Genomic DNA, 16,380 nt, shown 5'->3' with positions numbered 1-16,380 from the left:
GGTTTAATTAAGCCAAATAATTAGCAACTACAATATTTAGTAATATAGTTATTTTATTTATGCCACACTAGGGTTTTTATTTATTAAAAACTTTATGCGCCAATTAAAAAACGATACCAAGCTCAGTAATCAAATCTATCATGCCGACAGTAAGTTTGGTCCGGTACGCGTTTATCAAAATGAAGATTATAGATGGCTCACTTTTAATAACGATCCGCCGCTAGGCTCTACCCTTCAAGGAGTAATGAGCAAAGCCCGGCCTGAACTATTATGTGTACCAATATATCAAAGCATGTTGTTATTTTTATTAGCCCCGGTTAGTGAGCTACGTATTTTAAATTTGGGCTTAGGCACTGCAGCAATAGAGCGCGCACTTAAACACATTGAATCTAGCCGCCGTAATTTAATTGATACGTTTGAAAGTGTAGAAATAAACCCTGATGTTATAAGTATCGCTAAGCAATTTTTTAAATTACCCAGTGATCATACTGTGCACCAGCAATGTGCTCAGCAATTTATTAGTCAATGCACTCAACAATACGACCTAATTTACATAGATATATTTAGTGGCGAGCACCACCAAACGTTTATTCAAAGCGAGTCGTTTTGGCACGCCATTAACCACTGCATTAATAAAAGCGGCCAGGCAATTATTAACCTAAATCCTAAAACAGGGCAAGAATTACAAACCACTTTAGTATTGTTACGCCATTACTTTAACTGTATTGCACTTATAGAGTTTTTTGAATACAAAAACATTGTACTTATACTAAGTAACCTTTCGTTAAAGCATATAACGGTAGAGGCAATACAAGCCTCAACAGTAATGCAAAGCATAGCGCCAAACTTGCATAGCAATATAAATACTATTTACCATATAGAAGCAAAATAAAACTTAATGGGGCTGTTCAATAACGGCTGATAATAGCAATCTTAGTATTGTTTTAATGCTTACTAATATTAATTATACCTTAGAGTATGAGTAATTAAGCCTCTACTAAGCTGCATTTAAAAACACAAAAATGCTATGATAGCTGCAATTACTTGCCATTTAAGCTATTAAAATGTATCGACTATTTGAGCGCATTACTAAGCCGTTCCCACAAGATAAACCAACGCAGCCACCTAACACGCTGCTTGCGTTTTGTCTTCATTACACCAAAGGCATGGGGCTGTCGCTAGCACTACTCTCGTTAAGTGCCGCCTTGCTCGCTATTTTAGAAGTATCGCTATTTAGCTATATGGGGCAACTAGTTGATTGGCTGGCAATTTATACACCACAAACACTCTTTGTAGAGCAGCAGTCCGAGCTGACAAAAATGGCCCTTATGCTCCTTGTGGTGCTGCCTGTAGTGGTGTTTTTTCATTCTGCAATTTTGCACCAGGCATTACTGGGCAATTACCCCATGTCGATTCGCTGGTTAGCACATAGATATTTATTGCGCCAAAGTGTTAGTTTTTATCAAAATGAATTTGCCGGACGCATCGCCACCAAGGTATTACAAACCTCTCTGGCTGTGCGCGAAGCTGTAACAAAACTACTCGACGTATTAATGTACATAATCGTTTATTTTGGCTCTATGTTGTTTTTAGTAGCCGAGGCCGATTGGCGCTTAATGTTACCCTTACTTGTTTGGCTTGTTTTGTATATTTGCATTCAACTTTACTTTGTACCGCGTCTTAAAAAAGTGGCTACCTCACAAGCCGATGCCCGCTCAGAAATGACCGGCCGCATTGTCGACAGCTACACTAATATTGCTACCATTAAACTATTTTCGTACACCCAACGCGAAGAAGAATACGCAAAACAAAGTATGGATGTTTTTTTACAGCCGGTGTACAAGCAAATGCGTTTAGTTACCAGCCTCAACTTTGTTATTCAAACTTTAAATTACTTATTAGTGTTTTCGGTCACTGCGGTATCACTTTACTTGTGGTCGCTAAGTGCCATTAGCGCAGGAGCAATTGCCGTTGCGGTAAGTTTAGCCCTTAGATTAAACGGCATGGCGCAGTGGATCATGTGGGAAATAAGCAGCTTATTTGAAAATATTGGCACCGTGGCCGATGGCATGCAAACCCTCTCTAACCCAATTGCAGTAGCCGATAAACCCAATGCCAGCACTCTTAACGTTAGCCAAGGTGCAATTGAATTTAACAATGTGCACTTTAACTACGGCAAAGCAGCAAGTGAAACGCTGCGTGGCCCGGTTATTAACGGTTTAAACTTAAATATTAAAGCCGGTGAAAAAATTGGCTTAGTGGGTCGCTCTGGCGCGGGTAAATCAACGCTAGTTAATTTACTACTACGCTTTTACGACACCGACTCTGGCAGTATAAAAATTGACGGCCAAAACATTACCGATGTGAGCCAAGAAAGCTTACGCCGTTACATTGCCATGGTAACTCAAGACACTTCCCTGCTGCACCGCTCAGTAAAAGACAACATTTTATACGGCAGACCAGATGCCACTGAAGCCGAAATGATCGATGCCACCAAGCAAGCTAAAGCTCTAGAGTTTGTAACCGACTTAGTTGATAGCAAAGGTAATAAAGGCTTTGACGCGCAAGTAGGCGAACGTGGCGTTACCTTATCGGGTGGGCAGCGCCAACGTATTGCTATTGCGCGCGTACTGCTTAAAAACGCCCCTATTCTCATACTCGACGAAGCCACCAGCGCGCTTGATTCAGAAGTAGAAGCCGCTATTCAAGCAAGTCTTGATGATTTAATGACAGATAAAACAGTAATTGCTATTGCTCACAGGCTATCAACCATAGCGCAAATGGACAGGCTTATCGTACTTGATAACGGCGGTGTTGTTGAGCAAGGCACACATGATGAGTTAATAGCTAAGAATGGGATTTACGCTGCACTTTGGGCACATCAAACAGGTGGGTTTATTGGCGTTGAATAGTTTTTTTAAGTATTAACAACAAACTTAAAATATTAAACCATAACGAAAAATGCGTTATGGTTTAATATTGTTTTATTACGTGCTAGCTCGCTTTACTTTTTTCTATGGTGTGAGTAGCCGATAATTCTAAAAAGTATTCTAATGAATCATCAAGTACATCTAACCACGGCACAGGAAGCTCAGGTGCCAAGGTGTTTGTTAAAGTAGAGCGATACGCTTTTTCTCTAAAACACATAATGTCTTGTTGTTTATCTTTTTGCCATTCTTTGAGAATATCTGCCTGTTTTTCAACTGCAAATTCAGGGTAATCTGTGGCATTAGTTAAATCACGAATATACGCTGCTTGATAATCAATAGAGCCTTCAACATTCGTTACTTCATCGTACTTAGCTAACCAATTTTTTTCATCTTCTTGTCGTGCTGCTAATGCTGGTATTTTTATTCTGTCTAAAATTTCGTCGCGTACATACCATGCTTGCGCATCAAACATATTAAAAGTGAAGTACTGATCTTGCATGCCTAAATAAACTAACTTAGGGTTTGGCTGCCAAAAAACACCCTTATACAAGTTTGCCGGATACAAACAGTTATGTGTTTGTAAACGTAGTTCGTCAGGTAAAAATGGAAAATGAAATAAATACCCAGTACACATAATCACAGCATCAAAGCGCTTACTAGTGCCATCTATAAAATGCGCAATGTCCCCTTCAAAGTGGGTCACAAGTGGCATTTCTGCAATGCCGTCTGGCCAATTATAGCCAAGTGCTTTAGTACGGTAGCTTATAGTTACCGATTTAGCGCCATACTTATAACACTGCGTACCTATATCTTCGGCAGAATAGCTACTGCCTATAAGTAAAACTTCTGAATCTTTAAATTCTAGCGCATCTCTAAAGTCATGAGCATGTAATACTCGACCAGAATACTCTTCTAGCCCTTCAAAATAAGGCATGTTTGGTGTAGAGAAATGACCTGTAGCAACAATAACATAATCAAACTCATTCACTTCCTGCTCGCCGGTTTTATGGTTCATAACCGTTACAGTAAACATTTGTGTTTCGTCGTCAAATGTAACCCAACGAACCGGGCACTCAAAGCGAATGTATTTACGAATATCTTGCTTGTTAATACGCCCCATTATGTAGTCTTTAAGCACTTCACGAGGGGGATACGAAGGAATAGGTCTACCAAAATGTTCTTCAAAAGAATAATCAGCAAATTCTAAGCATTCTTTTGGTCCGTTAGACCAAAGATAACGATACATACTGCCATGTACCGGCTCACCATTTCTGTCTAGCCCAGTGCGCCATGTATAGTTCCACATGCCACCAATATCATTTTGTTTTTCGTAACAAACAACTTCCGGTAAATTCTCAATACCGGCTAAACGAGCTGCTTCAAATGCACGTAATTGTGCCAAACCGCTTGGACCTGCGCCCAAAATAGCAATTTTTTTCATTATAAAAGTCGACTCCTAATAGCTAATACGAGCCTTACTATAACATTTTTTCATGCAAATTATTTGCCACAATAAAAATAAATCCTTTTTTATAACATTTACCTTTAAAAAAACATAAAATAAATCAATATTTTATTAACTAGCCGTCTATTATCACCACAACTTATTTGGCTTAAAAAATTTAATCAGTAAGCACTCAGCCATTAGTTTATAACGGCTTAAATTTAAGTAATAAAAAAAGCGAAGATGCTGTTTATGCTCCTTCGCTTTTACTACCATTTAATACTTAAATTAAAGCTTTATAGTATTGTTACTGTGATAAAAAATAGCTTATAGGCGTTTGCTGGTATCTTTAAAATAATGATGCGTTAAGCCATAAGTGCAGAATTATGCTGGCCCCGTAACCTAACGCAATCACAGGCGTCCACTTTAGGTGACCAAAAAAAGTATAGTAGCCGCGTGCTTGCCCCATTAATGCCACTCCCGCAGCCGAGCCAATCGAGAGTAAACTACCGCCTACCCCCGCAGTTAATGTGATCAGCAACCATTGCCCATGCGACATTTCAGGATCCATAGATAACACCGCAAACATAACCGGTATATTATCGATCACTGCAGAAATCACCCCAAGAAAAACATTTGCCGTTGTAGTAGACCAATTGCCGTATAGCATCTCAGACATAAAGTTTAAATAACCTAAAAACCCTAAGCCACCCACGCACATAACAATACCGTAAAAAAATAATAACGTGTCCCACTCTGCCCGTTGCACTCTACTAAATACGTCAAATGGTACAACACTGCCTAGTTTAGCTAATCGTTCTTGATCGCCCAACTGCTCTGCATGGGCTCTTTTACGAGCCAGTGATCCTGGTAAAGTCATTCTTAAAAAATAACCAAAAAACTGTAAATAGCCTAGCCCCATCATCATACCTAATACTGGTGGCAGGTTTAAAAAGCTATGACAAGCAACGGCAGTGGCTATGGTAAGTAAAAACAACACTAATATTCGCACTGCGCCGCGTTTTAGCTCAACCGCTTCGTATTGTGCGGTTGGGTGCTTATCGGCAACATAAAAGCTCATAATGGCTGCGGGCACTAAGTAATTAACTAAAGCAGGTAAAAACAGCACTAAAAACTCGTTAAAATGCACCAATCCAGCTTGCCACACCATTAGCGTGGTTATGTCGCCAAAGGGGCTAAATGCGCCGCCCGCATTAGCCGCAATAACAATATTAATACAGCTGATGTTTATAAATGGCTTATCACCTTCGGCAACTTTCATTACCACTGCACACATTAATAACGCGGTGGTAAGGTTGTCGGCAATCGGGGAGATAAAAAATGCTAAAAAACCGGTTATCCAAAATAAATTTTTATAGTTAAAGCCTTTACGGATCATCCAAGCGCGCAATGCATCAAATACTCCTCTTTCTTCTAGCGCATTTATGTAGGTCATAGCGACTAGTAAAAAGAGCATAAGCTCGGCAAACTCAAGTAAATTATGCCTAAATGCAGTTTCGGTAAGTTCAGTAATATCATGGCTAACGTAATAGGCACCTATTAATATCCAAATTAATCCTGCTGCAACTAATACTGGTTTCGACTTTCTTAAATGTAGCTTTTCCTCGAGCATAACCACGGTATAAGCAATAAAAAATATACCAATACATAACCAACCAATACTCGATGATGTTAAATCTAACTGCCCTTGCGCAGCCCAAACTGGCGAGCAAAAAAACAACATAGCAATACATACTATGTTGAACCCCCATAGCAAACTCTTCATTTTACATTTCCTGTTTTAATTACATAAATCAGCTGGCTTTAATTACAATAAAGCAATTTATCTGCTTTATTGATACGCATTTTGGTGAGTATTTATTGGTTATTATTTTTTCACCACAATAAAATAGCACAGCATTACCAAGTGGCTATTGTACTGAGGTCTATATATGCATAGATGGTTGCTATATTGTAAATAGGGTGTGTGAATGGTGGTTATGCAAGCTTTAATATTTACAGGTTAATTATTTAAAATTCAATTGGTTATATTGTTTTTATTTGGTGCTGCGAAGTAGTTAACAAAAAAAGCGAAGTTGCTATATAAGCAACTTCGCTCTTGATTAATTGTTGTTTGTTATTTAATTTGTATTAGGCAATTAACCTTAAACCTACCATTACTAGCATCACAACATTGGCAAGTACGCCAATTAAAAAGAAGTAGCTACGCGGGCTAGGATTTTTATTAGTAGCAATTGCGTAGTACAGCACCATATGAATTAATCGCGCAATAACGTATATCCATACACATAGTGCAAATATTGGGCTTTGATAATTTATTACAAAAGCAAACAACACTGTTCCTATAAATAACGCACTATTTTCAAGGGTATTGTGAAAAGTACGGTGTGCTCTAAATATAAAACTATCGTGAGATAAGTCGTCACTTATTTTACCCGGCACTGCATTAGGCTGTTTTGCTTTGCTAAAAGTTGCTACCGCCCACTGTACAAGCAACATAATTAAATACAGGTAAAACGCCAAATACGCCGAAAGTGCAATATTAGTCATAGTTAATTTCCTTGTTTTTATTAAAGATTATCAATTTTTAGATGTTTAACATTAATAACAGGCAAGTTTTAGGCCGAGTTTAATTATTTGATAGTTATACAAATAGTTAAAGCTATCGTTTAAACTCAGTAATTTATTCCGACGTTTTTACATAAAAGCACTTAATACTTAAATTAAAAACCGTAAAAGTAATATTGTTAAACAAATATTATTAGCAATATTAATCATTAAAATTATAGCCTACGACCTCAAAGTTAAAGTAACTATAACCACCCCATGGTCGGTACTTAAATCGTCTCGCTCAAATACTGGGTTAATTAAATGCCGATCGTAAGTGTTATAGTCACTTACTTCAAAAAAGCTATCATGGTAGCTGGCATCAAATTCACTAGACAATAAAATATAGTCAAGCACTGAACTGCTCGCGCCATAATAATGGGTTGGCGTGCGTGGAGTTGCTGGCTTAGCCACATTATTTGTATCACCTTGCTCAATTACAACACTCACTATATCGCCATCAACACGCAAGTCGTCTGTTGGTGCTTGTGGCTCAGCACTTGCCAATTGCGACTTTGTAAATAAGTCCCATGCATCATTTAAACAATATTTAGCAAGGTAAGTTTTAGCGTCAAAAGCAGGTGCAAAACGCAGTGTATTAGTAAGCATGTGGCTTAACACACCATCAGCTATGCTGTTATTAAAGTCGCCCATTAAAATCATAGGCTGCTGCGTAGCTTCGCGGCGCGCAATCATTTGTATCATTAATAATGTGGCTTCGCTGCCGCGTTGAATAGTTGATCCCCAGCCACCCGCTACATTCGCTTTTAAAATCTCAATTATGTTCTTTTCGGGCGAAAGTGCTTTATTGTGCTCATCAACCTCAATCATTGGGCGTTTAGATTTAAAATGCACCACATAACAATCTGTATTACCTATGTGCGGCAAAGTTACTGTGGCTCTTAATACCTTGCGGCTAAATGTAAAATCAGCACTAAGCCCAAGGGTAGCTACAAGTTCATTATCGTGCTGCACCGCAGCCACTTCAACAATAGGATATTTTGCGGCAATTGCCACTACGGGGCGTTTATAAATAAAGTCGTCAATCACCTCGGGCGTATCTACCACTGCAAAGTGCTCATAACCTTGCCCACGTACTAATTCTTGTAACGACTCAATACTAAACACTTCCTGAAAACCAATCACATCAGGTGCGTGCTCTGTTAAATAATCAATAACCCACTGCTGCTTTTTAGCCCACTGTTGCGCGGTATAAATTTTCTCAAACTCATAGTATGCATTGGGTGGCTCAAGGTAATTAAACAAGTTAAATGTGGCTATTTTTAGTTGAGTGTTTTTTATCAAAAGAGGTTCCACTGCTGTACATTTTAAAATAACAAACATCGCTGAGTTATTAGCCCTAATGCTTGCTTAAATGAATACGTAAAAGTATGTAATAGCAGTATACCCTATTGCTTATCGTTTTTAAGGCTTTAGGGGGGTGTTCAAAACCTGTGCTATTTAAGTAAACTTGTAAAAATAAGATCATACATGGCAAATCAATTCAATTTCATACATCAAACAATAGCATTACAAATTTAGCTGCTTACGTATTCGTACGCTTTGTTTTTACCCTTGAGTATCGCTACGCGCTATTAAAACCAAAAACCCCCTCATTTTTTACAAATATCTCCAAAAAGCACAGTGCCTATTTTATTACTGCTTTATTATGCTTATATGCAATGAGGTTGCAGTAACAACCTTTAAAACTACGCATTGAATAATTCTCAACTTACTATTTTAGCCCTTTATTTAGGCTATACTGCCCTTTCCATTACCTACAAACGCTATGTATTATGAACTACTCAAACTTTGGCACTAAATTTACACAACCCAACGGCATTACTCAGTTAATGGAAGACTTAGGCAGTGCTAAAAGCAGTAACAATCCTAATATTGTTATGCTGGGTGGCGGTAACCCTGCATTAGTACCACAAGTAAATGAGGTTTTTTTAAGTGAGTTACAAAAGCTCGTTGCCAGTAATAAAGTATCGCAAGTATTTGGCCTTTACGACGGCCCAACCGGTAACGACGAGTTTAGAGCTGCATTAGCAAGCCAACTAAGTAAAGAATATGCATGGGATATAAGTGCCAATAACGTAGCACTTGGTAATGGCAGCCAAGCTAACTTTTTTGTGCTGTTTAATATGTTTGCAGGCGAAATGCCTGATGGCAGCCATAAAAAGATTTTATTTCCCCTCGCGCCAGAATACGTAGGTTATGCCGACCAAGGTTTATCGGACGATATGTTTGTTGCCATAAAGCCCGATATCGAAATTTTAAATACCGGTAGCACATCTAAACAATTTAAATACGTTATTGATTTTAAAGCGGTTGAAAAAATATTAGCAAACGACAGCAGTATCAGTGCGCTGTGCGTATCGCGCCCTACCAATCCAACCGGTAATGTAATAACCGATGATGAAGTAAAACACCTTGATTTACTCGCTAAGCAATACAACATTCCACTCATTATAGATAACGCATATGGCGATCCATTCCCGGGCTGTATTTACACCGACGCAAACCTAACGTGGAACTCAAACATAATTTTATGTATGTCGCTTTCAAAGCTTGGCTTACCGGGTTTACGCAGCGGTATTGTGGTTGCAAACAATGAAATTATTAAAGCAATTGGCCGCGTAAATGGCAGCATGGTTTTATCGCCAAATAGTATAGGCCCAAGCTTAGTTACCCGTTTAATTAACGACGACGAACTACTGCCGCTGTGTCGTAATGTTGTGTTGCCTTTTTATCGTAATAAAGCACAAATAGCGATTGAACTGTTTGATGAAATATTTGCCGATATGAGTGTTTACTTGCATAAAGTTGAAGGCGCATTTTTTATGTGGCTGTGGTTTAAAGATGCAAAAATAACAAGCGAAACACTATACCAAAAGCTTAAAGAGCAAGATGTGTATGTAATTCCTGGACACAACTTTTTTATTGGCATTGACGATAGCTGGGCGCACAAGCACGAGTGTATTCGCATTAACTATGCAACCGATGAAGCAACACTACGCAAAGGTTTACAAACCATAAAGTATTTAATGGCGTAAATTAATGCTTATGCTATCTACGCTTTGGCTATAACGTAACATCCACTATAACGGCACGCTATTGAGCAAGTGTTGCCTTTATCCCTTATTTACCTCTGTAATACTGTACTCTTTTTGTGCAAACGCGCGCTATACTCTTTAAATTTATATATAAACTGTTATTCTACGCGACCTTTTTTACACGCTATTTACTAGCGGGTAGCATAAAAGGTAGTTCAGGCTGCAAACGCTTACTAAGTGGCAGTAATAAAACGCGCGCCCATACAGGTGCACACTTTAAACACCAACATACAGGTAAATTATGCGATTAGGACCAGGACTACTAGTCACCGCAGCCTTTATAGGACCAGGCACCATAACGACTGCTAGCGTAGCAGGTGCAAACTTTGGCTTTGCACTTATCTGGACATTACTTTTTTCAGTAATAGCCACTATATTATTACAATCTATGGCTGCTCGCCTTGGCGTAGCAACAGGCAAAGATCTTGCCCAAGCACTGCGCGCGCATATTCATACCCCAGTGCTTAAAATTCTCGCTAGCTTTTTGGTAATAAGCGCCATTGGCGTGGGCAGCGCCGCCTATGAAGCGGGTAACCTTAGTGGCGCTAGCATGGGTTTAATAAAGATATTTCCGACAATAAATGCGCAAATATGGACGCCGCTCATTGCTTTTATTAGCGCATTGTTACTGTACAGCGGAAAACATAAAGTGGTAGAAAACGCGCTCATCTTATTAGTGATTTTAATGAGCTTAGTGTTTATTTCTACTTTAGTTATGGCTGCTCCGCCTATAAGCAAAGTACTAGCGGGTTTTATTCCTACTATGCCTGAGGGCTCTGTTACCACTGTACTTGCACTGATTGGCACCACCATAGTACCTTATAATTTATTTTTGCATTCAGGAGTGCTCGCAGCAAAGTACAACAATAATAGCGATAAACGTAAAATAATTAAGCAAACAAATATCGATACCAGCTTATCAATCACTTTAGGTGGAGTGATCACTTTGGCTATTTTATCTACCGCCTCGGTGGCTTTTTATGGTACCGACGCAGGTAAAGTTAGCGCAGCAAATATGGCAGTACAGCTTGAGCCATTATTAGGTGGCGCTGCCCATTACTTTTTTGCTATTGGTTTATTTGCTGCAGGTTTAACTAGTGCAATTACTGCTCCTTTAGCGGGAGCCTATGCAGTTTGCGGAATGCTTGGTTGGTCTAACAAAATGCAAAGTAGCCGTTTCAAATCGGTAGCACTGGTTATCTTGCTGTTTGGCGCAGCTGTTGCCTCTTTGGGGTTAGATCCGGTTGCCGTGATCATTTTTGCCCAAGCTGCTAATGGCTTATTACTGCCTATTATTACTGTTTATTTACTCTGGTTGGTAAATCAAAAAGCGGTGATGGGCAATTACACCAATTCTGTGTTATTAAACCTTATCACTGTGCCTATATTACTGCTTATTTTTGGCTTAAGCAGCTACAAGCTGATTAGTTTGATTTTTTAATTAAACTAAAACACCTAATTAAAAGCCACTGTTCACTACAAACAGTGGCTTTTTTACTTATTCATTATAATAAAAACCTTTCCTGTATCCTGCAGTAATTAAAATCAGATAATATTTGTTTTTGTTAAGCGTGAAAACACATAGCCCCCAGCTGCACCTGCAAGCAATTGAGTATAAAACCCCCAACCTCTTGCACCCGCTATAATATGTATATTCATAATCGACTCAATGGCAATTAACACCATAGCAAACGCCACAATGCCAGCAATAACAAATAGCTGAGTACGGTATTTTTTAACCTTTTTATTAAGCTGCACCGTAACTAAAAAAGCGATGGCAAGTGCAATGGCAATAATAGCACCATAGGTAGGTAATAAGCCCAGCCAATCATCCAGTGTTAAACTAACACGGTCGCTAAAGCCCACTACAACACCTACATTAACTAATTGATAGACAACGTATTGGCTATGAAACAAGCTAGCAAGTGTGAATGTAAATAACCAAGAAACTAAAAATGAGGGCAATATACGTGTTAAAAATGACATGGTTATCTCAACTTAAAATAAAGTTTTTTTCTTATATAAGCCATGCTAGCAAAGGCTTACCCCGTAAACAATGTATCTCTTTTTTTACTCTGCTTTCGCTTTTTGCGTTTCCTGTTAATGCAGGCGCTGCGTTACCAAAAAAGCAATACAGTACAAAAACCCTTGCTACACAATTACAGTCTCCGTGGAGCATGGTTGAACTAGCAAACGGTACATGGTTAATTACAGAGCGCGATGGCCACGTAGTTATAATTAAAAATAATGAGCAATCAAGAGTAAAACTAAACCTAGAGGGCTTATACCTTGCAGGCCAAGGTGGCTTGCTCGATATAGTGTTATCGCCAGATTATAGCAACTCCAAAGAAATTATTTTTACCTACGCCCAAGGCGATGCCAACGCAAACAGGCTTGTTGTTGCCAAAGCCACCTTTAATGGTACTCGTTTTTCAAAGCCGCAAATTATTTATAAAGTAGCTACCAATAAAAACACACCACAACATTACGCTGGGCGCGCCCTTGTACTACCCGACAATACGTTATTAGTTTCAACGGGCGATGGCTTTGACTTTAGAGAACAAGCACAAGTTATTACCAGCCAGCTTGGTAAAATATTACGTATAAACTTAAACGGCAGTATTCCAACAGATAACCCATTTATTAACCATACAAACCCAAATGCCCATGCTGTTTACTCACTTGGTCACCGTAACCCTCAAGGCCTTGTATATGATTACGATACACAGCAAATTATTAGCCACGAACACGGCCCCGCAGGCGGCGACGAGCTAAACTACTTAACCGCAGGAACCAATTATGGCTGGCCAGTAATTACTTACGGTAGGGATTATTCGCAAGCGCGTATTTCACCTTTTACTCAATACCCAGGCATGCAAAAACCAAGTGTTAATTGGACGCCATCAATAGCCCCATCTGGCATGGCGTATTACGGCTCTAAGCACGCGGCTTTCCCTTCACTACAAAAACATGTGTTAATTACGACTTTGGCTGATAAAAAGCTCTACGCTGTAAATTTAGCTAATGGTGAATTTACCCAGTCTCATATATTCCCAGAGGCCACAGGCCGATTAAGAGATGTGTTTGTAACCACTGAGGGTAATGTAGCGATATTAACCGATGGGGAAGATGCAAAGCTGATGTTAGTTAAATCAAATTAGTTCACAAGAGGGTTAGAGAGACTTCGCTTTTAGGGGGGATAGCGCCTTTTAGTAAGCCGCTTTAATAGGTTTAATAACTCTGTTGGGTGGCGCCTTCGGCTTAACCAACCTACCTTTTGACGTAAGTCGGATAAGTGGCGAAGCCACGCCATCCGACAAAAGTGATGAGTTTACTAGAAACAACCCGACTTACCGCGTTATGCAGTAACCGAAAAATGTATTAAAGGTAATTACAGGAGCTTTACACCTAGTTTTTACCCGATTCTAATTTCTGTTTTAATAATTCAATAAGTTGAATATTAAGCCCGGTAATTTCACCTTCTAGCACCTTCACTTTTGCCTGCGACTCTTCATCATCTTTACTGCGTAACAATGCAGTTTCCTGCAGTAGTTTTTCAAGCTTTTCTTGTATTTCAGCAATTAGTTCATCAAGGAGGTCACCTTCAGATTGTGATGCTTGATCTACATCTTCATTACCTAATAACTTGCGAAACGCCGCTTGATTTTTATCTTCCAGACTTTTTTCCGCCCCCTCTTCAGATATGTCTACTTGAACACCTTGAGCCACTCCCTTTTGCACTGTCTCTTTTTCAGAATCGTCATCAGCCACCACCTTTAAAATTTGTTTTTTCGGGTAAGTTTCTAAAGGTTTAGACGTTATGTTAACTGACATTTTATCCATTTTAATACCCCTTATTTAATCAATTATTAGTGGCTAGAGCTCAACTATAAATATAATGTTTCGCTAACTGTTATTTATTCTTGTATACAAAAAATTGTGCTTGTCTTATTTTACTTTTAGAACACTGACATTTAAATGGATAAGGATTGTATTTAGGTGTTGGAAAACGAATACACCCTACGATGAATCGACGTATTTATCAGCATTAAAACGCAGGGCTCACCACTTTTAAAATTTGCAATTAATAGCTAAATTTTACTAGTCGTCCACCTCAGGCCGTGTTGTTATACGTTTATTGCGCGGTTCTTTGTTCTGTTAAACTTAAGCGTTTATGTGAGCTATAAACATGCTGAGTTGAATTATCTGAAATCAAATACGCATCCATTTCTACAGAGAATAAAGCTGACATTGGAATAATTTCTAGGATACCACTTTCTCCAAGGCTTGCTGATAAAAGAGCTTTTTTACCAATTGCTAGGAAAGTTGAGTCGTGATCTCGAAAATCGCCATCTACGTAGAGCTTCACACCTCGAAGCCATGAATTAACTATTTTAATAGTGTGATTTTTAACTTTGAATTGAAATACTTTACTCATTTTTAAAACTCCATTTTTGAAAAACGTATAACGAGCCTGTAGATTAACTCGTTTTTTATTTGTTTTTATTGATTAATAAACCATAGCTGAGTTCCTATTTTGGTTCAATCGATTACTGTATTTTATGCAGAATATAAAGTGGGAGGTTGATGTTGTTTTAATTGGCATTTTAGAAGGTATTACTGGTGTTTAAGTGGCTTTATTGAGGTTAAAAGGCCTTACCCACCTTAATGCATCGTGTTTTGCAGCTTTTCTATATTATGAACAAGGCTATACAGTTGCCATTGCTCATTCACCTGACTCCATAACAGATAAAAAGTCGTAACATATAAAAAGGAAACTAAAAAGGACAGGCGCATAACTTTGTCAAAGAACTATAAAGTGCTAAAGCACGCCCTACATATTAGCTGAACCTTTTTACTTTTAACCTATAATAAAAAAGCCGCTGTTTGTAATTAACAGCGGCTTTCTTTTTAAGCTCATAAGCCTAAAAATTGGCTTAAAGTTTACGTTTTATTGCTTGCCAATCACTTCAAGGCCACCCATGTACGGGCGTAATACTTCTGGTACTACTACTGAACCATCGGCTTGTTGGTAGTTTTCTAGTATGGCTACGAGTGTACGGCCAACGGCTAAACCTGAGCCATTTAGTGTATGTAGTAACTCTGGCTTTTTAGCCCCTTCGCGGCGAAAACGTGCTTGCATACGACGCGCCTGAAAATCTACCATATTTGAACATGATGAAATTTCGCGGTAGGTGTTTTGCGCTGGTAACCATACTTCTAAGTCGTAGGTTTTAGCTGAGCCAAAGCCCATATCACCCATACATAAAATTACTTTACGGTACGGTAGTTCAAGCTCTTGTAGTATTTGCTCCGCATGACCTGTTAACTCTTCAAGTGTTGCCATTGAGTCTTCTGGTTTTACCAGCTGTACAAGTTCTACTTTATCAAACTGGTGCTGGCGAATTAAGCCGCGAGTATCGCGACCATAGCTGCCGGCTTCACTTCTAAAACATGGCGTGTGCGCAGTTAAACGAATTGGCAAATCGCTTTCGTCGTAAATTTCATCGCGTGCACTGTTAGTAAGTGGTACTTCTGCTGTAGGGATTAAGCTAAAGCCTGATTGCTGTTCGCCATCGTCGTTTACAAGGCCTAATGTGTGGAATAAATCGCCCGCAAACTTAGGTAATTGGCTGGTGCCGTATAGACTTGCGCTATTTACTAGGTACGGTACGTACATTTCTGTGTAACCGTTTTTGTCTGTGTGGGTGTCTAGCATGTATTGCGTTAATGCACGGTGCATACGCGCTACTTGGCCGCGCATTACGGTAAAGCGTGCGCCACTAATTTTAACGCCCATTTCAAAGTCTAAGCCGTTTAAGTCTTGGCCTACATCAACGTGATCTTTCACGTCAAAATCAAACTTTTTAGGTGTGCCCCACGTTAGTATTTCAACGTTGTCGTCTTCGTCTTTACCTGCAGGTACGGATTCGTCTGGCAAGTTTGGAATTGCTAAGGCAATGTCGTTAATTGCGGCTAATACTACATCTTGCTGCGCTTTTGCTGCGTCTAGTTCGCTACCTAAGTTAGCAACTGCATCTAGTAGCGGTTGAGCGTCTTCGCCTTTGGCTTTAGCTTGGCCAATTGCTTTTGCGCTTGCATTACGCTGACTTTGAAGTTCTTGCGTTTTTACTTGTAATGTTTTGCGTTTTTCTTCAAGTGCCGTGACCGTCGCTACATCGAGTTCGTAACCGCGAGCCGCTAAGCGTGCTGCAGTTTGTTCGATATCTTGACGTAAAAATTTAGAATCTAACATGTT

General features: G+C 39.2%; 13 protein-coding genes and 1 pseudogene. 6 read left to right on the top strand and 8 right to left on the bottom strand.

The window, feature by feature from the left end; all coding sequences use genetic code 11:
* Positions 1-94 precede the first annotated feature (94 nt).
* Both AAEY55_RS03445 and AAEY55_RS03440 read left to right on the top strand, forming a co-directional pair.
* On the top strand, positions 95-892 hold the full coding sequence (locus AAEY55_RS03445) for a hypothetical protein (protein ID WP_350545889.1): 798 nt from the start codon (positions 95-97) through the stop codon (positions 890-892).
* 172 nt (positions 893-1,064) lie between these two features.
* Positions 1,065-2,912, top strand: a complete 1,848-nt coding sequence (locus AAEY55_RS03440) for an ABC transporter ATP-binding protein (RefSeq protein ID WP_058373524.1) — start codon at positions 1,065-1,067, stop codon at positions 2,910-2,912.
* A gap of 82 nt (positions 2,913-2,994) precedes the next feature.
* On the opposite strand, the gene AAEY55_RS03435 is transcribed toward AAEY55_RS03440, so the two are convergent.
* The 4 genes from AAEY55_RS03435 to AAEY55_RS03420 all read right to left on the bottom strand — a co-directional run bounded on the left by AAEY55_RS03435 (position 2,995) and on the right by AAEY55_RS03420 (position 8,268).
* The gene (locus AAEY55_RS03435; protein WP_197182755.1) at positions 2,995-4,371 is read right to left on the bottom strand and encodes an NAD(P)-binding domain-containing protein; all 1,377 of its coding nucleotides are present in this window, start codon (positions 4,369-4,371) and stop codon (positions 2,995-2,997) included.
* Positions 4,372-4,723: 352 nt separating this feature from the next.
* The gene (gene nhaD, locus AAEY55_RS03430) at positions 4,724-6,160 is read right to left on the bottom strand and encodes a sodium:proton antiporter NhaD (protein WP_193038627.1); all 1,437 of its coding nucleotides are present in this window, start codon (positions 6,158-6,160) and stop codon (positions 4,724-4,726) included.
* A 365-nt stretch (positions 6,161-6,525) separates the two neighbouring features.
* Positions 6,526-6,945 carry an MAPEG family protein gene (locus AAEY55_RS03425; protein ID WP_011328379.1) on the bottom strand — a complete coding sequence of 140 codons (420 nt, stop codon included), beginning with the start codon at positions 6,943-6,945 and terminating at the stop codon, positions 6,526-6,528.
* Between the two features lie 240 nt (positions 6,946-7,185).
* Entirely contained in the window at positions 7,186-8,268 is a 1,083-nt protein-coding gene (locus AAEY55_RS03420) for an endonuclease/exonuclease/phosphatase family protein (protein ID WP_193038635.1), read from the bottom strand.
* Positions 8,269-8,798: 530 nt separating this feature from the next.
* On the opposite strand from AAEY55_RS03420, the gene AAEY55_RS03415 reads away from it, so the two are divergent.
* Together AAEY55_RS03415 and AAEY55_RS03410 are read left to right on the top strand one after the other, a co-directional pair.
* Complete coding sequence (locus AAEY55_RS03415; protein WP_011328381.1) at positions 8,799-10,061, top strand: valine--pyruvate transaminase; 1,263 nt, start codon at positions 8,799-8,801, stop codon at positions 10,059-10,061.
* Between the two features lie 301 nt (positions 10,062-10,362).
* On the top strand, positions 10,363-11,562 hold the full coding sequence (locus AAEY55_RS03410) for an Nramp family divalent metal transporter (protein WP_182683460.1): 1,200 nt from the start codon (positions 10,363-10,365) through the stop codon (positions 11,560-11,562).
* Between the two features lie 104 nt (positions 11,563-11,666).
* Here the strand turns inward: AAEY55_RS03410 and AAEY55_RS03405 are convergent, their stop codons facing one another.
* Positions 11,667-12,107, bottom strand: a complete 441-nt coding sequence (locus tag AAEY55_RS03405; protein ID WP_350550075.1) for a hypothetical protein — start codon at positions 12,105-12,107, stop codon at positions 11,667-11,669.
* On the opposite strand from AAEY55_RS03405, the gene AAEY55_RS03400 reads away from it, so the two are divergent.
* On the top strand, positions 12,092-13,282 hold the full coding sequence (locus tag AAEY55_RS03400) for a PQQ-dependent sugar dehydrogenase (protein ID WP_350550072.1): 1,191 nt from the start codon (positions 12,092-12,094) through the stop codon (positions 13,280-13,282). The genes AAEY55_RS03405 and AAEY55_RS03400 overlap by 16 nt on opposite strands.
* 247 nt (positions 13,283-13,529) lie before the next feature.
* Here AAEY55_RS03400 and AAEY55_RS03395 read toward each other — a convergent pair whose 3' ends face one another.
* A complete protein-coding gene (locus AAEY55_RS03395) occupies positions 13,530-13,964 on the bottom strand; it encodes a hypothetical protein (RefSeq protein WP_350550069.1) in 435 nt (144 codons plus the stop codon).
* Between the two features lie 118 nt (positions 13,965-14,082).
* Between AAEY55_RS03395 and AAEY55_RS03390 the strand changes: the two are divergent.
* Positions 14,083-14,216: pseudogene (locus tag AAEY55_RS03390) on the top strand (IS110 family transposase); the annotation flags it as partial.
* Positions 14,217-14,256: 40 nt separating this feature from the next.
* On the opposite strand, the gene AAEY55_RS03385 reads toward AAEY55_RS03390, so the two are convergent.
* Positions 14,257-14,559, bottom strand: a complete 303-nt coding sequence (locus tag AAEY55_RS03385; protein WP_086998670.1) for a hypothetical protein — start codon at positions 14,557-14,559, stop codon at positions 14,257-14,259.
* 513 nt (positions 14,560-15,072) lie between these two features.
* Positions 15,073-16,377 (bottom strand): serine--tRNA ligase, encoded by a 1,305-nt coding sequence (gene serS, locus AAEY55_RS03380; RefSeq protein ID WP_058373536.1) that lies wholly within the window; start codon positions 16,375-16,377, stop codon positions 15,073-15,075.
* Positions 16,378-16,380 lie beyond the last annotated feature (3 nt).

The organism is Pseudoalteromonas sp. 120-MNA-CIBAN-0494 (genome assembly GCF_040308885.1).
Lineage (GTDB): Bacteria > Pseudomonadota > Gammaproteobacteria > Enterobacterales > Alteromonadaceae > Pseudoalteromonas > Pseudoalteromonas nigrifaciens.
The sequence above is the reverse complement of the archived record's forward strand: the minus strand, read 5'-3'. Positions and strand labels throughout refer to the sequence as shown.